General features: G+C 44.3%; 16 protein-coding genes and 1 tRNA gene. 9 read left to right on the top strand and 8 right to left on the bottom strand.

Annotated elements, in window-relative coordinates; translation table 11 throughout:
- Positions 1–21: 21 nt before the first annotated feature.
- The 4 genes from ACMXYR_RS01010 to ACMXYR_RS00995 form a co-directional block, all read right to left on the bottom strand.
- Positions 22–1,371, bottom strand: coding sequence for a diguanylate cyclase (locus tag ACMXYR_RS01010; RefSeq protein WP_415902563.1), 1,350 nt, complete (start codon positions 1,369–1,371; stop codon positions 22–24).
- 386 nt (positions 1,372–1,757) lie between these two features.
- Positions 1,758–2,921, bottom strand: a complete 1,164-nt coding sequence (locus tag ACMXYR_RS01005; RefSeq protein WP_415902562.1) for a diguanylate cyclase — start codon at positions 2,919–2,921, stop codon at positions 1,758–1,760.
- A gap of 208 nt (positions 2,922–3,129) precedes the next feature.
- Positions 3,130–3,206, bottom strand: a tRNA-Arg gene (locus ACMXYR_RS01000).
- 55 nt (positions 3,207–3,261) lie between these two features.
- Complete coding sequence (locus ACMXYR_RS00995) at positions 3,262–3,507, bottom strand: hypothetical protein (protein WP_415902561.1); 246 nt, start codon at positions 3,505–3,507, stop codon at positions 3,262–3,264.
- Positions 3,508–3,834: 327 nt separating this feature from the next.
- Here ACMXYR_RS00995 and ACMXYR_RS00990 point away from each other — a divergent pair, with 327 nt between their 5' ends.
- Entirely contained in the window at positions 3,835–4,251 is a 417-nt protein-coding gene (locus ACMXYR_RS00990) for a c-type cytochrome (RefSeq protein ID WP_415902560.1), read from the top strand.
- Positions 4,252–4,311: 60 nt separating this feature from the next.
- On the opposite strand, the gene rep is transcribed toward ACMXYR_RS00990, so the two are convergent.
- Positions 4,312–6,321: a DNA helicase Rep gene (rep, locus tag ACMXYR_RS00985; protein WP_415902559.1), complete on the bottom strand. Its 2,010-nt coding sequence runs from the start codon at positions 6,319–6,321 to the stop codon at positions 4,312–4,314.
- Positions 6,322–6,578: 257 nt separating this feature from the next.
- Here rep and ACMXYR_RS00980 point away from each other — a divergent pair, with 257 nt between their 5' ends.
- Positions 6,579–8,297, top strand: coding sequence for an EAL domain-containing protein (locus ACMXYR_RS00980; RefSeq protein ID WP_415902558.1), 1,719 nt, complete (start codon positions 6,579–6,581; stop codon positions 8,295–8,297).
- Between the two features lie 8 nt (positions 8,298–8,305).
- Here the strand turns inward: ACMXYR_RS00980 and ACMXYR_RS00975 are convergent, their stop codons facing one another.
- From ACMXYR_RS00975 to ACMXYR_RS00965, 3 genes are all read right to left on the bottom strand, one after another.
- On the bottom strand, positions 8,306–9,820 hold the full coding sequence (locus ACMXYR_RS00975) for a YifB family Mg chelatase-like AAA ATPase (protein ID WP_415902557.1): 1,515 nt from the start codon (positions 9,818–9,820) through the stop codon (positions 8,306–8,308).
- Positions 9,821–9,931: 111 nt separating this feature from the next.
- On the bottom strand, positions 9,932–11,578 hold the full coding sequence (locus tag ACMXYR_RS00970; protein ID WP_415902556.1) for a diguanylate cyclase domain-containing protein: 1,647 nt from the start codon (positions 11,576–11,578) through the stop codon (positions 9,932–9,934).
- Positions 11,579–11,616: 38 nt separating this feature from the next.
- On the bottom strand, positions 11,617–11,958 hold the full coding sequence (locus ACMXYR_RS00965) for an accessory factor UbiK family protein (RefSeq protein WP_415902555.1): 342 nt from the start codon (positions 11,956–11,958) through the stop codon (positions 11,617–11,619).
- A gap of 197 nt (positions 11,959–12,155) precedes the next feature.
- Between ACMXYR_RS00965 and ACMXYR_RS00960 the strand changes: the two genes are divergently transcribed.
- The 7 genes from ACMXYR_RS00960 (at position 12,156) to ACMXYR_RS00930 (ending at position 19,832) form a co-directional block, all read left to right on the top strand.
- Positions 12,156–12,494, top strand: coding sequence for a P-II family nitrogen regulator (locus tag ACMXYR_RS00960; RefSeq protein ID WP_415902554.1), 339 nt, complete (start codon positions 12,156–12,158; stop codon positions 12,492–12,494).
- Positions 12,495–12,533: 39 nt separating this feature from the next.
- A complete protein-coding gene (locus tag ACMXYR_RS00955) occupies positions 12,534–13,790 on the top strand; it encodes an ammonium transporter (protein ID WP_415902553.1) in 1,257 nt (418 codons plus the stop codon).
- 198 nt (positions 13,791–13,988) lie between these two features.
- The gene (gene glnK / locus ACMXYR_RS00950) at positions 13,989–14,327 is read left to right on the top strand and encodes a P-II family nitrogen regulator (RefSeq protein ID WP_415883145.1); all 339 of its coding nucleotides are present in this window, start codon (positions 13,989–13,991) and stop codon (positions 14,325–14,327) included.
- Between the two features lie 157 nt (positions 14,328–14,484).
- Entirely contained in the window at positions 14,485–15,579 is a 1,095-nt protein-coding gene (locus ACMXYR_RS00945) for an alkene reductase (RefSeq protein ID WP_415902552.1), read from the top strand.
- Positions 15,580–15,960, top strand: a complete 381-nt coding sequence (locus tag ACMXYR_RS00940; protein WP_415902551.1) for a glutathione S-transferase N-terminal domain-containing protein — start codon at positions 15,580–15,582, stop codon at positions 15,958–15,960.
- A 493-nt stretch (positions 15,961–16,453) separates the two neighbouring features.
- A complete protein-coding gene (locus ACMXYR_RS00935; protein WP_415902550.1) occupies positions 16,454–18,511 on the top strand; it encodes a putative bifunctional diguanylate cyclase/phosphodiesterase in 2,058 nt (685 codons plus the stop codon).
- A gap of 106 nt (positions 18,512–18,617) precedes the next feature.
- Positions 18,618–19,832: an aspartate aminotransferase family protein gene (locus ACMXYR_RS00930; RefSeq protein ID WP_415902549.1), complete on the top strand. Its 1,215-nt coding sequence runs from the start codon at positions 18,618–18,620 to the stop codon at positions 19,830–19,832.
- Positions 19,833–19,849 lie beyond the last annotated feature (17 nt).

Raw genomic sequence — 19,849 nt, 5'->3', positions numbered from 1 at the left:
GCTATTAGCAAACCACTAATGCTATAAAGAACTTTTTTGAGATCCTTCCACTCTGTTTCTACCATTAGCTTTTGCTAAGTATGTTGCCTTGTCTGCTCGCAAGATAAGTGAATGAAAAGTATCTCCACATTCAAACTGAGCGACGCCAAAACTACACGAAACATGCCCTACACCGGTAAATTCTAGTTCATGGACTGACACTCTGAGTTTTTCTGCGACTGAAGAAGCGCTCTGGATAGTTGTTGCTGGTAATATGATGACAAACTCTTCCCCTCCCCACCGGGCAAATACATCTGTAATTCGCATTTGCTTTTGGATATGAAGGCAAATCTCTTGGAGCACTATATCTCCGACTGAATGACCATATTGATCATTTACATTCTTAAAATGGTCAACATCAAAAAATATTATAGAAAAAGATTCCGAATTGTATCGCTCTACCCTATTAATCTCTTTTTGCAGTTCAAACTCGAACTTCGCTCGATTATAGATGCCTGTTAAGTGATCTACAGAAGAAAGTTCCTCATACTTAGTCGCTCGAATTTGTAGCTCTTTGTTCACTTGCTTAAGCTGAGTATCATTATGACGGATCATATCCGTCCATCGAGAATAGACTCTGCTGATAAGCTCTCCCTGTGTAATTTGGCCAATAACTTCTCCTTTACGATCCTCCACAATTAACCTTTTAAAGTTTTTCACCTGAATAAACTCTAAAGCTTGCTTAATAGAGGTGTTAAAAGGGATAGTTTCAACGGGAGAACTCATATATTTAGCTATTGGCAGATGTAAGTTTTCACGTTCCCCAAATAATTTAACAATGTCTTTAGTCGTTATTATTCCTGCAGGTTTATCATTGTCGTAGAGCAGAACACTGTCATTCAAGTGATGGTCCATCAAACTGATAACATCAATTGTTGGGTCTGTGATTTGAGCTTTTTTAATATGTTGATTAAGGATAATTTCACTAATTATCCTCTTTTCTAGGAGTGTTTTTGGATCGATACTGGAGATAATATCGGCGTAAAATACAACTCCTGTTAAATCTCCATCTTCGTTCGTAGTACAAAGGCACTCAACCTCATGATTAACCTCTTCAAGAATTTCTTCTATTGGTGTGTCTTCATCAATTGAGAATATCTTATCGTACTTAATAGTTTTTATAGGAAGGGAAAAATCAACTTGAGAAATCCTCAGGCGAATTAAGTCACTTGCTGTCAAAACGCCAAACCGATGATGCTCATTCTTGGAGACAACAATCACATCTCTGTGATTCTCTTTGTACATTAAATCTACTGCGCTACTAATCGACGCTTCTTCATCGACTTTTATGACCTTCTGTTGTGCAATATCTTTAGCTGTCGTTTTCTCCAAAACCAACCTTCCGTTTCAGTTCTAAATCAATTTTGTTACCGTCAAGCACCAAATTAAAGCCCGACAATAATTAAGTTAAATTATATGCAAATAGGGAATTGTTCAGCCATATACTATTTGTCGCAATTCGACCGCTACCCCTGAATATATAGCGTACTGGTACTAACTACCCACAAACGGTTTAAACATGCGGTTGTAGCTTGACTGATATGTAGAAAAGCGAATAAAAGCAAAGAGATAGAAAACACAAAAAATGGCGCATCCGTAAAGGATATTCGGCTACGCCCCACCCTGCAGACTGCTATATGTGGTAATGGGTTCTCTCTTGAACCCATTACATCCTATAGCAACTTTCGGTTGGAGATCTCAGTAAACCAAACCTGTAATCAGCTCACCACTAAATCTTCAGCAAATACACAACGCGCCCGACCGGACTGTTTAGCCTGATACATTCTCTGGTCAGCCAGTTCGATCAGATCAGGCCAGTCTTCAGCTTTATCATTGACACGCTCGGCAATACCCATACTGGCGGTTAAAGCTGTTCCATCTGGGCGCTTACCCAGCCAATTCTGAGTAATTCTCTCTACCACCTTCTGCGCTCCAGCTATGTCTGACCCATTCAGCAGCAGGATAAACTCCTCACCTCCCCAGCGAATCACAATATCACCACTACGTAATAACTGCTGTAGATTCGCACAAGCCTGACGCAGAGCCTTATCACCCTCATCATGACCATAAATATCATTGATCTGTTTAAAATGGTCCAGATCGATAAAAGCCACTGCAAAAGGTTTCTCATGCCTGTTTGAAATATGGAAATAGAGATCCAGAATTTCCTCTCCAGAGCGCCGGGTAAAAGCTCCTGTTAAAGCATCCAAAGAAACCTTATTCACGATTACTATCATGTAATGGATCTGGATCATGCCGGAGATAATGTATACGCCAGCGACCAACAGCATCAGCCACAAAGTCGGTAATAAGCCCTCCCAACTAAAGTTATCCGCCAACTGCAGGCCTAATAAAAGAGACAGCACTACCGGTAGAACCAACAACAAAGACTCCACCACCGTTAACGGAAAGACACTTAACCCTGCCATAACAATAAAGGGGAGCGATGCATACAACATCACAGAAATAGCAGCCCAACCATACAATTGTTGATCTCCAAACAAAGATTGGGAGAACAGATAAAACAGCAATGGATTAAGCAACATAGTCAGCAATAACAAAAAAGCGACTGAAAGTCGTTTCGGCAACTGCCAGGGCCAGGCCAGTGCAATAAATACTGCGACTACAGCAAGCCTCATCAACAACAGGTTATTCCACACATCTATCGGAAATACCCAGTAATCAACCAATACCCAAAGCAAATTTAAGAAAGCAAAACAGCCAGATATCAATCTGACGCGGTTGATAATAGTTCCTGCACGATGACGACTTAAGTGTAAGTCATGAATATGTGAGCTCAATAGCTCCTTGAGATGGTGTAAAGAGAGATCACCGAATAGTACTGCGGGTAGATGCCTAACCAAGCTGTTTGTACTCATCATCCATGCTCTTGTTATTTTTCTTTTTAGATAAGACGTTATAACAGGACTTTTAATCAATCAGTGCTGATCTTTATCAAGTGTTTTCATGTTAAATGCACAGTGACCAACCGAAAATACGCCACGTAAACAGTTTTGGAATGCGCCTTAGGATCAGATGGATAGGCTAGCAATATCTGAATAGGAACAAGAAGATAGGGAAAGTAAAAAATGGCGCGCCTGGAGGGATTCGAACCCCCGACCAACAGGATCGGAACCTGCTACTCTATCCAGCTGAGCTACAGGCGCACTCAATAAGGTTTGCGGGCAGTATTCTACCCATGCCTATATGATTCGCCAAGTATTATTCGAAAGTAACGCCAGTCGGGTCGGGTCGGTACAAGGTTTTGATTTCGGTTTCTAAATCACCTTGTAGTAGGACTTCCCACTCTTGGGTATTTTCGGTGTAAGCCAAAAATGCATTACAACTACTGCAACGGTAAATACGTTGATTAGGGATAGCGCTCAGGAGGTTGAAGCTTTCCATCTCTTCCGGCTTTGCGTCTGCTTGGATGCAAGCGCATGTTTCAGACATTCCATTGCTGGACATTTCAGTTTTCCTAACCAAAGATTTAGACCTTAGTATAACCAATATTTCCATTAATGCATGTAATTAAGTTGATCGCCCTCCGTTAGGTGCCTGTTTTTCTCCCTTTTTATAGAGAATGATCAAAATATTTACTCAAATCGGGCTGATAAGTGCTTCCACTGCCAAAGCCCCATTTCAGTTGTGATTATTTATCGCTATAATCCGCAGCCGGTGAAACTTTGAGCAGTCGTGTCTGAATATCCGCCCCTGAGCACCTCTTGAGGCCGGGCATCCTGACAGGCCACGCTGCCCATATAACAATTTATGGTTGATTGAGAGGTCGTGACTGTGAAAAAAATCACTTCAGCTTTAGTTGCTTTAGGTCTAGGTGTTGCTCTTAGCGCATCTGTACAAGCTACTTCTAATGATGAAGCAGTAATTGAGCGAATCAAGGCAGTTGGTTCTGTTTGTATCGAAGGCGATGATACTTGTGGCGGCGCACCTGCTGCAGCTCCTGCCGGCGGTTCTCGTACCGCTGAAGAAGTTTACAATGCTGCATGTGCAGGCTGTCACGCGACTGGCGCTGCTGGTGCTCCAAAATACGGTACAGCTGATTGGGCTGACCGTGCAGGTAAAGGCATGGAAACTCTGCTAGCTAACGCTATCAACGGTATCAATGCTATGCCACCACGCGGTATGTGCCGTGACTGTTCTGACGAAGATCTTCAGAACGCTATCCAGCACATGCTAGACAGCGCTAAGTAATCCACTTAGCTCTGAGCATAAAGAAGGCCGCGATCGCGGCCTTTTTTGTGTCTGCAGTTTTTAATCGAATAGATTCTTAAGGCTGTTCAGCGTGGCCTGACCACGTTTCTGGTTCTGTACTTGGCACTTCTCTCCTGCACCTTCAATCTCCAGATCTTCTGGCGGCAGTTCATCCAAAAAACGACTCGGCATACAGTCCATTACTTCGCCATATTGCTTACGTTGTTTCGCTAGAGTAATAGTCAGACATCTCTTAGCACGGGTAATGCCCACATAGGCCAAACGACGTTCCTCTTCGACGTTATCGGTTTCAATACTGTTTCGATGCGGCAACAGCTCCTCTTCCATACCCATTAGGTAAACATGAGGGAACTCCAAACCTTTGGAAGCATGCAGAGTCATTAACTGAACTCGATTTGAGTCATCCTCTTCCTCTTGTCGATCCAGCATGTCGATTAGCATCAGGCGATTGATCGCTTCTTGAATACCGGCATCAGGATCATCTTCTTGCAAACGCTCCAAGGTTGACTTTAAGGATTCAATCAAGAACCAAACGTTCTGCATCCGTTTCTCGGCCATCGCTTCGCTGGAACTGTTTTGCGCAATCCAGCCTTCGTAGTCGATATCGCGGATCATCTCATGAATAGCCGCAATCGGATCACCGCTGTGACATTGGCGATAGATATGCTGCATCCAGGTGCAGAAACGCCGTAAACGTTCCACAGCATTTGCCGGCATCACCTGTTCCAAGCCCAACTCATCACAAGCGCTAAACATACTGATCTGACGTTCTAAAGAGTACTGCCCCAACTTTTGTAGTGTGCTCGGGCCTATCTCTCGACGAGGTAGATTAATGATTCGTAAGAAGGCGTTATCATCATCCGGATTTACCAAAACCTTGAGGTAACTCATCAAGTCTTTGATCTCTGCTCGAGAGAAGAAAGATGTACCGCCATTCAATTTATAAGGAACTTGATAGTGCTGAAGCTTCATCTCTAGCAAACGCGCCTGAAAGTTACCGCGATACAAGATCGCCATATCTTTAAACTGCACGTTGTTACGCAGATGTAGATCGGTAATTTCCATCGCGATTCGATCACACTCGGCATCTTCATTGCGAGTGTGGATAACTTTGATTGGATCGCCCATACCCATCTCACTCCATAACGTTTTTTCATAAACGTGAGGGTTGTTAGCAATCAAGGTGTTAGCAGCCTTCAAGATCAAGCTAGTAGAGCGATAGTTCTGCTCCAATTTAACCACTTTCAGACTTGGGTAATCATGCTCTAACTGGTTCAAGTTTTCTGGACGCGCACCACGCCAAGCATAGATCGATTGGTCATCGTCCCCTACTACGGTTAATGCACCTCTATGGCCCACCAACTGTCGTACAAGGCGATACTGAGATAAGTTTGTATCTTGATACTCATCCACCAGCAGGTAGCGAAGACGATTCTGCCAACGCTCCAACACATCAGGTTGAGAAGCAAACAAACGGACTGGAATTAGAATCAAGTCATCAAAGTCTACGGCGTTATAGGCACGTAAGTGCTGCTCGTAACTTTCATAGGCACGCGCCGCCAAGATATCTTGGGGAAGTTGAGCTTGAGCGAGTGCTTCATCAGGGGTGAGCATCTCGTTTTTCCAATTTGAGATACAGTTTTGCACCATATCCACTTGGTCGCTCTCTTCGTTATTTTGCAACATCAGGTCTTTCAGCAAAGCCTTAGTATCCTGATCATCAAAAATAGAAAAACCCGGCTTAAATCCCAGCGCTTTATATTCACGCTTAATAATGGTCAAACCAAGGTTATGAAATGTTGCAACCGTAAGGCCTTTTGCATCTCCACCCTGCAGCAGGGACATCACACGCTCTTTCATCTCCCTTGAAGCTTTATTGGTAAATGTCACCGCTGCAATATTACGCGCAGCAATACCGCACTGATTAATCAGGTAAGCGATCTTTCGGGTAATTACGCTGGTTTTCCCCGATCCCGCGCCTGCGAGTACCAATAGCGGGCCGCCTATATATTCCACTGCTTCTTTCTGACGTGGATTTAATCGAGACATTTTTTAAAAAACCTTCAAAAAAAACTAAAGCTTCATCTAAACAAGCCGATAAAACGATCTTGTGACACCGTGAAATCCGGTTAAAAAACACTATTAACCTACTGAAATACAAGAATTAAAACATTTGTTTTAATATTTATTCCAGAATGTTAATCTGCCGTTAAGCTGATAGGTAATTATGACACGAATCGCTTTTTAGGGAGATACCTAGTAACAAGATTTGTGTTGTGTATAGTTTTAAATTGGGGAAGTAAGTGATGCGCTCAGCGCTGAGACAGTTACCCGGTCGCCATAAAAAAGTTTTACTGGTCGATAAGTACCAGCAAAACCGCATGCAAATCCAATCGATACTGGAGCGATTTCCATTGTATCAACTGATGTTTTGCGAAGACCAGATAGAAGCCTTATCACGCGTACACCTCTCCGATATTGATTTTATCCTTCTTAGCGAAAACGTCAGTCCTTTACCTTGCAGCACAATCATTGCTGACATCTATAGTTCCGTCCCTCACATTCCTATTATTGTCTTAAACCAATACATCAGCGAGGAACAAGGGCTAGCCCTGATTGAAGCTAAAGCAACTGACTTCTTATCAACTAATACGCTTAATGCTGATCTATTGCTGCGTACGCTCCGCCATGCGGAACAATCAGCCAAGCAGAATGCTGAGATACAACAGCTTCGAAATTCAGACACACTAACGACAGCAAGCAATCGTCAATTTTTTTACCAATCGCTACTACGAAAGCTAAATAATTTAGCTGAAAACAAGCATCACCTAGCCCTTATTACCATCGATTTGGATGACTTCCGTAAGTTTAATACTCACTATGGTTTCACATCGGGAGATCAGGTTGTTGCCGAGATGGGTGAGCGTATTCAAAGCAGTTTAAAGAATGATGAACTGTTTGCCAGACTAGGTAGCGATGAGTTTGCGATTATTATCGATCTATCCATCGAGATTGATTTGCAAGAAGCCGTTCGTGAATACCTCAATAAGCTGATTATCTCCCTACAGCAACCTTATAAGCATGATCAAGTTGAGACACAGTTAAATTGCAGCATTGGTGTAGCACTGGCACCAGAGAATGCAGACGAAGTAGACCTACTTAATCAACGCGCTAGTCGTGCACGCTTAAACGCTAAACAGATTCATGGCTGCAGCTATGCTTGCTACCGCCCAAGCATGGATATTGATACCAATAATCCAAATGACTTGGAAGCGGAACTCATGCCAGCATTGCGCTCTAAACAATTTGAACTGTTTTTCCAACCTAGAATTGATTTGCGCTCTGGAAAAATATCCGGTGCCGAAGCATTGATACGCTGGCAGCACCCTAAACGCGGATTAATAATGCCTGCAGATTTCATTCCCCAATGCGAAAGTAATGGAATGATTGTTGCGATCGGCTACTGGATCATTTACCAAGCGGGCCAGCACCTTCAGGAACTAAAAGCGGCTGGATTAACCATCGACAAACTCGGTATTAATCTATCGTTCCGCCAGTTTAAAGACGACATGCTGGTCGATATGATTAAGCGTATTATCGAACAAGAACAGATCGATACATCTGTGCTTGAATTCGAACTGACTGAATCAGCTATTTTTAGTGACGAAGAACACGTCCGTGCTTGCCTGAAGACGCTATCTGAAGAGGGACTTACCTTCTCCCTAGATGATTTTGGTACAGGTTATTCGTCATTCTCTTTACTGCATAAGTTACCTATTAGTGCACTGAAGATCGATCGTTCTTTTGTCAGCCATGTTCAGGACTCCAGTGAAGCGGCTGAAATTGTGCGCTCAATCATCAGTCTCTCGCAAAACATGAACATCAAAGTCATTGCTGAAGGAGTAGAGACCCGTGAACAACTCGACTTCCTAATCAAGCATGACTGTGATGAGATACAGGGCTATTACTACAGCCCTCCTATCAGCTTTAGCGACTTCAAGCAGATGCTGTTACAGCGCCAGTAATTCAACTATCAATTCAAACTACTCCTAGCCGCGACCCGATAACTTAAAGCTTCCATTAAATGCGCGCGCTGCACCACCTCAGAACCGGCCAAATCAGCAATCGTTCTTGCCACTCTCAAAATACGATGATATGCCCTCGCTGACAGCTGTAGTTTCTCTAACGCTTTGGCTAGCATCTCTTTATCTTTCTGCTCTATCTGACAAAGAGATTCCAATTGTGGCCCTGTTAACGCCTGATTTGGTCCACCTTGGCGACTAAGTTGAACTTGGCGACAACGCACTACCCTTTCGCGAACAGACTCGCTTGATTCTTGTGTTTGTGGAATCTCAATCATCTCCTGTTGTGACAGCGCCTGCACACTTAACTGAAGATCAATACGGTCTAACAAAGGTCCAGAAACCTTGCCTTGATAACGTCTTATCTGATCAGGGCTGCAACGACAGCGATCTGTACCATCAGCATAATAGCCACAAGGACAGGGATTCATGGCTGTCACTAATTGAAACTGTGCTGGAAAAGTAGATTGTCGTGCCGACCGAGAAATTAATATCTCACCTGACTCCAAGGGCTCCCTCAGCACTTCTAAAACTTTACGGCTGAATTCGGGTAGCTCATCCAGAAAGAGAATCCCTTGGTGCGCTAAAGAGATCTCTCCTGGCTTAGGGTTCCCCCCACCACCAACAAGCGCTACAGACGACGCCGTATGATGCGGTGCGCGGAAAGGACGCTTACGAGGCAAGCACGCTTCACTACTACCCTGAGTAATAGAGTAGACTGCTGCGACCTCCAAGGCTTCCTGTTCGGTCATCTGTGGTAACAAACCCGGCAAACGGTTAGCCAACATACTTTTACCACTGCCTGGCGGCCCCACCAGCAAAATATTATGACCGCCCGCTGCGGCAACCTCTAAAGCACGTTTTGCTTGCGCCTGCCCTTTGACGTCGCTCAGATCAGGGCCTGAAGCACCTAAGGCAAAAGGCTGAATTTGCGCCTGCGCAACAGGAATCAGCTCAGAACCTTGTAAATGAGCGCAGATTTGTAGCAGATGACCTGCCGGCAATACCGATAAACCCGAGGCCATTAACGCTTCATTTTGGTTCATCTCGGGTAGCAACAAATGGCGCTGCTCGGAGCGGCACGCGAGCGCAACAGGCAAAACCCCAGTCACAGGCCGTAACTCACCAGACAAAGCCAATTCGCCAATCAGTTCAACATCAGCTAATGATTTGGCTGGCAATTGATTAGTAGCCGCCAAGATACCTACAGCAATGGCTAAATCGTACCGCCCACCCTCTTTCGGTAGATCAGCGGGAGCTAAATTGACCGTGATACGCCGTTGAGGGAATTCAAAACCTGAATTAATCAGAGCACTACGCACCCGTTCGCGGCTTTCTTTCACCGCAGCTTCAGGCAACCCAACTATGGAAAAACTAGGAAGGCCACCAGATAAATGGACCTCGACCGTAACCGCAGGTGCATCTATCCCTACCTGCGCGCGCGTATACGCTATCGCTAAAGACATAAGTTTCCATCCTTGGAAGATTTAATTAAAGTGCCAGAATCAATTGCATCAATCTGGCAGACTATCCTAACGTACTACAGAGCGTTATCCACACCCTATAGCTTATAGCTTTTAATGTTCTACCGCTAAATGATCTAAGATCTGCTGGAGCGTCAACGGTGTACCAAAGTAACGCCCCTGCATCAACATACACCCTTGCCCCATCAACTGACCGCGAGTACCCGCTGTAGCAACGCCATCAGCCAGCACTTCAATTTCCAATTGGCCCGCCATATCCAAAACGGTATCGACAATCTTCTGACGACCTTCATCATTACCCATCGCCATAATCAGATCAGCATCCAGTTTAATCAGATCAGGTTGAATCTCTTGTAGTTGTTCCAAATTAGGGCTTTCACAAGCAAAACCGCTAACAGACAGTTGCGCTTCACTGGTTAACAGATCAAACAGCTCACCTTCGTACTCAACAGCCGTTTTGATATCTACATCCACCATATAGCGACCTTGCTGCTGATAATGGTTCAATTGGGTTACCCAACGTTGCACCGACTCTTTACTTTGCAGCTGTAAATTTTCAATACGAAAAGAGATAAACCGCAGCTTAGGAAAACGCTCCCAAACTATATCTAAGCCACGCAATTCCTGATCGAGCCACTGTTCATAATGCTGTAATGACTCAGGACTCTGAAGCAACCCAGAGAAATCAGCTAAGGGCACTTGCCCTAATTCAGGATGTACCCAGCTAGGTCTCGCATGCACTGCAACCACTTGATGACTATAGATGCTATAAACCGGTAAATAAGTCATCTGGATAGCACCACTAACGATCGCTTGGGTTAGATCCTCTTCTCGTAAGATTTGTGGCCCTTTACTACGTTCCATTAACTCGCTGTAAACACGGAAGGTATTACGTCCACCCTGCTTCGCAGCGTACATCGCAACATCTGCTTTTTTTACCAAATCTTTCGGGCGTTCAGCATGCTCTGGATATACTGAGATACCAACACTACCGCTTATAAAGATTTCGCGATGCTCAACAAAAATACCATGAGACAGTTGATCAACTACACGCTGGGCAACCTTCAGTGCCGACTCAACCCCATCAACCAACGGGATCATCATGACAAATTCATCACTGCTTAAACGCGCTAAAGCATCCTCACCTCGAACCACACCACCTAAGCGGCGTGCTACTTCTTGAAGCAAGTTATCACCAACGCTGCGCCCTAAGTTATCGTTGATCCATTTAAAACGATCCAGATCTACTAGCATCACAGCCAACTGTTCGCCTTGCGCTTTACTCTGTTCTAAGCGTTTCGCCAAAATATCTTGGAACATATCCCAGTTCGGCAGATGAGTCAGTTCATCAAACTGAGCTGATTGCACGATGGCATTCATCTCTTTCTTAAGATGACTGATATTGAAGAACTGCGCGATATAACCTGTCACCAAACCCTGATCGTTCTCCAAGCGCATAATATTGAACCACGCAGGATAAACCGTCCCATTTTTATGCTTATTCCATAGCTCACCTTGCCAGCAGCCATCGCTACTCACAGTTAGCCACAGATCATCATATAATGGATCATTCAACTCCGGCGCCCCAAGAAAGCGCGGATTTTCTCCCTTCACCTCATCTAAGCTGTAACCGGTAATTTCAGTAAATGCCGGATTCGCCTGCACTATATTGTTGGCGTTATCTGTCACGAGGACGGCTTGAGGCGAACGAAGGAATAACTGCTGTTCAAAATGATCCATATTTAACCTACGTAGCTAGCGAAAAATTAAGAAGATGATTACTTGTCCTGTAATGCTTCTTCTAAGGCTTGAACTTGCTTCTCTAGAGTTTCCACTTTCTCTCTGGTACGCAGCAATACCGCTTTCTGAGCATCGAACTCTTCACGACTAACGATATCCAGACGATCAAATGTCCCCTGTAATACCGTTTTGACTTGCTGCTGTAACTCATCTTGCCCCGGTAGTTTATTTTCACCCGACAGCAACTGCGAAAACTGTTCACTTAAGCCTTCTATTAGTTGTGGATTGATCATCCCACTTACCTCTAACAAAAAAATACTGCCTGTCACTATAACAACAAACCAACACCATTCAAGGCCGCACCATAATGGTGCAAACATATATTACAGTGCACCTGATCCAGCCCCATAAAAAGGCACCAACATTCCCTACAAAACCAAAACTAATCATAAATACATGAAATAAAAGGAAAATAAAAAAATGGCACAGCCTTCGCTATAACCTACGCAAACAGAATTTATGTTTGCTTAGCGATAAACGCATCTGCACAGAATTATTACCTACGGGGGATAGCGATATGAAAATGGTCTCTGCTGTCATCAAACCATTCAAATTGGATGATGTACGAGAAGCCCTTTCTGAAATTGGGGTACAGGGTATCACTGTGACTGAAGTAAAAGGCTTTGGTCGCCAGAAAGGACATACAGAACTCTACCGCGGCGCTGAATATGTGGTCGATTTCCTACCAAAAGTACGCCTAGACGCAGCCGTATCTGAAGAAATTGTCGATCAAGTTGTAGAAGCGATTAGCAATGCTGCACAAACAGGCAAGATTGGCGACGGCAAGATCTTTGTAACGCCAGTAGAACAAGTTGTGCGTATTCGTACCGGTGAGACCGGTACGGAAGCCCTTTAATTTTTTTGACTTTTTGATTGCTTCTGGAGGAATAAACCAATGGAAGAACTACTGAATTCAACAGCGGGTGATGTTACCCAGCTTAAATACGCACTAGATACTTTCTACTTCCTAGTGTGCGGTGCTTTAGTAATGTGGATGGCAGCAGGCTTTGCCATGCTGGAAGCGGGTTTAGTTCGTGCGAAAAACACAACTGAAATCCTGACCAAGAACATCGCACTGTATGCGATCTCTTGTACTATGTACTTGGTTTGCGGTTACGCAATCATGTACGGTGGTGACTACATGCTTTCTGGCATCACGGGTGACGGCTTCACCGGCGCTGAAGAGCCAGCAACTTATGCACCATCTGCAGACTTCTTCTTCCAGGTAGTATTCGTTGCAACAGCAATGTCTATAGTATCCGGTGCAGTTGCTGAGCGTATGAAGCTATGGGCTTTCCTAGCATTCGCTGTAGTAATGACAGGTGTTATCTACCCGATGGAAGGTTCTTGGACTTGGGGCGGTAACGATGTATTCGGTTTCTACAACCTAGGCGACCTTGGTTTCTCTGACTTCGCAGGTTCCGGTATCGTACACATGGCAGGTGCTGCTGCAGCGCTAGCAGGTGTTCTAGTATTAGGTGCTCGTAAAGGTAAATACGCTAAAAACGGTGCTGTAAACGCTATCCCAGGTGCGAACCTACCACTAGCTACACTAGGTACATTCATCCTATGGATGGGTTGGTTCGGCTTCAACGGTGGTTCTGTACTAGCATCTTCTGATGTAGAAAACTCTAACGCTGTCGCTGTTGTATTCATGAACACTAACGCTGCTGCTGCAGGTGGTGTGATCGCAGCACTGATCGTAGCTCGCCTACTGTTCGGTAAAGCTGACCTAACAATGGCGCTTAACGGTGCACTAGCAGGTCTAGTTGCTATCACTGCTGAGCCATCTACTCCAACTGCACTACAAGCGACTCTGTTCGGTGCACTAGGTGGTACACTGGTTGTATTCAGCATCCTAACGCTAGATAAACTAAAAATTGATGATCCAGTAGGTGCGATCTCTGTACACGGTGTTGTAGGTCTTTTAGGTCTGCTACTAGTACCAGTAACAAACGACGGTTCATCTTTCTCTGGTCAGATCATTGGCGCTGTAACTATCTTTGCTTGGGTATTCGCTACAAGCCTAGTAGTTTGGTTAGCACTTAAAGCAATCATGGGTGTACGCGTATCGGAAGAAGAAGAGTACGAAGGCGTGGATATCTCGGAGTGTGGTATGGAAGCTTACCCAGAGTTTACATCTGGCAAGTAAGATTGATCTAAAACATTAAAAGGGCGCTAAGCGCCCTTTTTGCGTCACTAGTATATCGCTAAGAGCTTGATCCAATACGCTGTTCATATACCATCTTGTGATTATCTAGGTATACTAAGACGCATAATTCACTATAGTTACATTTGCTGCTTGGTCGTAAGGCCATAGAATGAGCAAGCCCAACTGAGGAATAGCATTATGAAACTGGTCACTGCGGTGATTAAACCGTTTAAACTGGATGATGTCCGTGAAGCGCTTTCTGAAATTGGTATCCAAGGTGTTACCGTTACTGAAGTAAAAGGTTTCGGTCGTCAGAAAGGCCACACTGAATTGTACCGCGGTGCAGAGTATGTGGTTGATTTCCTTCCAAAAGTGAAAATTGAAATTGCTGTAGATAGCGACATGGTTGATCAAGTTATTGAAGCGATCAGCAAAACAGCTAATACAGGCAAAATCGGTGACGGTAAGATCTTTATCTCTCCTCTAGAGCAGGTAATCCGTATCCGTACAGGCGAAAGCGGTCCTGACGCGCTATAAGCAAAAAGATATTCCGAAAAAAGCGGCTATTAAGCCGCTTTTTTTATGCCTGTTCTATTCCAAGCAATATTTCTTCACTCAAAATTGAACTTCCGTTCAAATTAAAGCTCTTTACCTAAATCATCAACAATCTTGATTAACTTACAAAGAGCTAACTATGCTTACACAACCCATTTTATTCAGCCCTATTTCTTTAGGTAGTATCGACCTATCCAATCGTATTTTGATGGCACCTCTCACCCGTGCCCGCGCAGATAAACATCATATTCCTGGCCCATTAATGGTTCAGCACTACGCCGATCGCGCTACCGCTGGTTTAATTATTACCGAAGCCACCATGGTGATGGCATACTGCAGCGCCTTTATCAATGAACCCGGCATCTACTCAGAAGCGCAAATAGCTGGCTGGAAAAAAGTCACCGATGCCGTACATCAAAGAGGCGGTAAGATTGCTGTGCAACTATGGCATGGCGGACGTGCCTGCCATCCGGATCTAAATAATGGTGTTCAACCCATCGCTCCTAGCCCAATCGCTATCAAAGATGAAGTCCATACCTCTGATGGTCCTAAACCCTATACAACACCGCGCGCGCTGAAAATTGACGAGATTCCCGAAATCATTGCTGGTTTTAAGCAAGCAGCGATCAACGCTAAAGAAGCTGGGTTCGATGGTGTAGAGCTTCATGCAGCCAACGGCTACCTACTCGACTCGTTTTTACGCGATGGCAGCAACCAACGTGAAGATCAATACGGCGGCAGCTTAGAAAACCGATCTCGCCTTATTTTTGAAGTTCTAGACGCTATTTGTGATGTCTGGGGTAACGACAAAGTGGGTATCCGCACTTCGCCTTTAAATGGCTATAACAGCATGAAAGACAGCGATCCAATTGGCACGACCTTCTGGCTCGCAGAAAGGCTAAATCATTACAAACTCGCTTATTGGCATCTGATGCGCTGTGACTTTCTGGGCGAGCAACAAGGTGATGTTAACTCAATCGCCCGAGAACATTATCAAGGCAACCTTATTGGCAATATGGGCTACAGCTATGAGGAGGCTGATTCAGCGGTATTAGATAAACAGCTAGACGCAGTGGCCTTTGGCGTACCTTTTATCGCCAACCCAGATCTAGTCGCTCGTTTCCAAACAGGATCCGAGCTAAATGAGCCTAACCCCGATACGTTCTATACCCCCGGGCCTGAAGGTTACAACGACTATCCCTTCTTAGAGCAGTCAGACTTAGTAAGCATATAAATGAGTAACCCCAAAGACTACCCAAGCGTTGATCAGCAACCAATAACTCAACGCTGGCCAGCGAAGCACCCTGTTATTCTCAAACTCTATTCGTTTGGTATACAGAATGGCGTAAAGATACCCATCGCACTTGAAGAGTTACAAATCCCTTACGAAGCTCATCGCGTAACTTTGGCCGAAAGTGATGTCAAAAATGAGGAATATTTATCGCTCAACCCGAACAATAAAATCCCATCGACAATTGATCCGTTTGGTCCGGATGGTTCGCCTATTGGTCTCTTCGAAAGCAGCGCTATCTTAGTGTATCTGGCTGAAGAAGCAGGCAAGCTCATGGGTAATAACGCCATAGAGCCTTGGCTGGATACTCTCGAACGGTTTTAACGAACAGGAAATGAAACAGAAACAGAAACAGAAACAGAAACAGAAACAGAAACAGAAACAGAAACAGAAACAGAAACAGAAACAGAAACAGAAACAGAAAAATTCAAACAAATAACCTCTCACATAGATAGATTTAATCAGCGACCATCCGTACAAGAAGGGTGGTCAACACCAGTAAAAACCACTTAAGTAACCACTCAGGATAAGGAGAAATATTCTTCTTATCCTTGAAGAGAAAATCTATTTAAAAGGGGCAAAAACAAACCATAACCCAATGTAATATTAGTGTTTTTATACCTTAGGCTAAAACATTAATAAAAAATTCATTTTACCCACCCCTCTAAATTGACCCACATCAAACCAGTCCCAACTTTATTAAACATCTAAATCATTCAAACAATTTTTGTCGCAGAATAGATAAATCAAGGTAGAAAATTCAAACAAAACCATGCAAGAAATAGAATCAAGCCCAACAAATAACAGCTTAATTCCAATGGATTGGTTTAATCAGTCATCCATTGGCGTGCTCGTGTTGGATGACCTATTTCACTGTTTACATTGCAATCCCTACGCCGCAACCTTGATCTGGAATAGAGTTGGAGAACCTCTAAACAATAAACTTCCAGATGACTTTAAACGGGCTATCCGCCCTCACGTCATGGGCCTATTTGCACAGAACAGAGATTCTTACGACACCCACATAATCCTCTCTTCACAAGAAGATAGCGTACAGCTGCGTATCGAGTTCACAGTTGTTAAAAAAGCCGACAGCCGAAAAGTATTTATTACACTACGTAACTCTAGTCAAAGTGCACGCCAAGCAAGAGAACTTAAGGTATTCCGTAATGCCGTAGAAAATACCGGTAGTGCAGTTGTAATCACAAACGTACAAGGCGAAATCGAATACGCAAACAACCGCTTTAGCGAAATCACGGGCTGGGAAGACCATGAGGTACTTGGTAAACGCCCAAATTTTTTACGCTCTGAGCAAACCACTAACGACATTTATAAAGATTTATGGGGCACTGTACTTAACCACCAGCAATGGCGGGGTACCCTGTTAAATAAACGAAAAAATGGTTCAACATACTGGTCCTTACAAAATATATCGCCTATTCATGATGAACTCGGCAATATCATCAATTTTGTTTCAGTTAGTGAAGATATCTCTCAAATCAAAGAGCATGATGCTCAGCTAGAGAAAATGGCCTATTTCGACCCACTAACAGAGTTAGGTAACCGTCGAAACTTCCGCCGTACACTTGATGAATATCTACAAAGTCCAATCAGTGACCAACTGCATGCGTTGCTTCTACTCGATCTAGACCACTTTAAACAGATTAACGACTCTATGGGACACGAAGCAGGCGATGCTCTTCTGACCACCATCGCAAGTCGTTTAAAGTTCTGTACTCGTCACCAAACCTCGGTATTCCGCCTTGGCGGTGATGAATTTACGGTGATTTTCCAAGACTGCGAAGACCGTGAGCAGATAATTAGTCGAGTCAACGATGTACTGTCATTACTGTCTCAACCAATGCAGATTGGCCCTCACGAATTGTGTGTAACCGTCAGTATAGGCATTACGTTGATCGGCCATGATAGTTTGGATGCAAGCGACTTACTAAGGAACGCAGACTTAGCGATGTATCACGCCAAAAAGCAAGGCAGAAACACATACGCTTTTTTTGCTGACCATATGAACGAGGATGCGCAACGCATACTCACAATCGAGCATGATCTAAGAAACGCCTTAATTGGCAAACAGTTATCTTTGGCTTATCAGCCGCAGGTATGCGCCTTAGATGGTCGCATCACCGCAGTTGAAGCCCTGCTTCGCTGGCAGCACCCCGTCAATGGCAATGTACCGCCTGATGAATTTATTCCGCACGCAGAAGAAACCGGTTTAATCATCCCAATTGGCCGTTGGGTGTTAGAGGAAGCTTGTCGAGCGGCTAAATCAATACAGGACCAAGGCTTACCCCCAATCAAGGTCTGCGTAAATTTATCTGTACGCCAATTTGATGATCCCTCTTTGATTTCTCAGATATCTGAAGCTTTAGCCAAAGCCTCACTTGCGCCAGAATGGTTAGAATTAGAGATCACCGAAAGCATGCTTATGCGGGACATGCCAACGGCTATCAGTACCCTGAAGCGCATAAAAAACATGGGAATAAGTCTGGCTATAGATGATTTCGGCACAGGTTATTCATCGCTAAGCTATTTGACTAAAATGCCTGTCGATCTGTTAAAGATTGATCGCTCTTTTTTACAACAAATTCCCGAAGACCAAGACAATATGACGATAACTTCAACCATTATCGCCATGACCAAGCAACTGGGTTTGGATGTGATAGCAGAAGGTGTAGAGAACAGATCTCAGATGGATTTCTTGCAACAACAAAACTGCAATACCATGCAAGGTTTTCTAGTCAGCTACCCCTTAAGTTTTGAAGATTTCAACAATAAGTACCGTGAATCTCAATACTTTTGTGATGCATTTAGCACCATCGATGAGCGTAACCACGACGACTCGACTAACAGTCATTGAGACTGCGTATTCCTAGCACCACTCCCTTTAAGCTATTGCCGCTAAAAAGCTTTTTTGCCGTAACGGTCTAAACTTAAACTTATCTATGCAGTAGAGGAGACAAGCTATGTCCTCCAATGTTGATAGGGAAACGTTCGATCAAATAATGGTGCCCAATTACGCGCCGCAAAAAATGATTCCGGTTAAAGGACTAGGTTCTCGAGTATGGGATCAGAAGGGTAATGAGTTCATCGACTTCGCAGGTGGCATTGCCGTCAACGCGTTAGGTCACTGCCATCCAGAACTAACCGCAGCACTTCATCATCAAGCTGATCAGTTATGGCATCTTAGTAATGTCTGGACCAATGAACCAGCCCTGCAATTAGCCCAAGCGCTCTGCGATAAAACCTTTGCCGAGAAAGTCTACTTTGCCAATTCAGGTGCTGAGGCCAATGAAGCCGCTTTTAAGCTCGCCCGAAAATACGCTTATGATAATTTTAGTGCCGATAAGCATGAAATTATCAGCTGCAATAACAGCTTTCATGGTCGCACCCTGTTTACCGTTTCAGTAGGCGGGCAACCTAAATATCGTGAAGGCTTTGAACCCGTACCTGCTGGTATATCTCATGTGCCTTTTAACGATATCGCCACATTAGAGCAGCAGATTAGTGATAAAGCCTGCGCGGTTGTTATTGAACCGATACAGGGCGAAGGAGGGATTACGCCAGCTACAGCAGAGTATTTACAAGCTGCTAGAAGCCTATGCTCTCAACATAATGCCTTGCTCATTTTTGATGAGATACAAACTGGCGTAGGCCGCACAGGCAAGTTATACGCCTATCAACACTGCCAAGTGACGCCCGACATCTTAACCACCGCTAAAGCCTTAGGGGGCGGTTTTCCTATTGCCGCGATGTTGAGTACCGAAAAGGTAGCCGCATCCTTTAACGTCGGTAGCCATGGCAGCACTTATGGAGGTAACCCTCTAGGATGTGCCGTAGCATTCAAACTTTTGCAGATCGTTGATACGCCTGAGGTTCTCGACGGTGTATTCCATAAGCACCACCTGATCACCCAACAAATAGCGCAATTCAATCAAAAAACCGAGTTATTTAAGGATATTCGAGGCCAAGGCTTGTTAATCGGCTGTGAACTGAGTGATCAATATAAAGGCAAGGCGAGACTGTTTTTAGAGCTGGCACAACAAACAGGGCTGATGGTGTTGGTAGCTGGCCTTAATGTCATTCGCCTGACACCCTCATTGATTATTCCCGAAGCCGATATTAAAGAGGGATTAGCACGCTTCAATCGCACAATGCAGTTATTCAAGCAACAGGTCTAAGCTGAGAGTGCTAGAGG

Source organism: Neptuniibacter sp. QD29_5, assembly GCF_047778125.1.
Classification (GTDB): domain Bacteria; phylum Pseudomonadota; class Gammaproteobacteria; order Pseudomonadales; family Balneatricaceae; genus Neptuniibacter.
The sequence above is the reverse complement of the archived record's forward strand: the minus strand, read 5'-3'. Positions and strand labels throughout refer to the sequence as shown.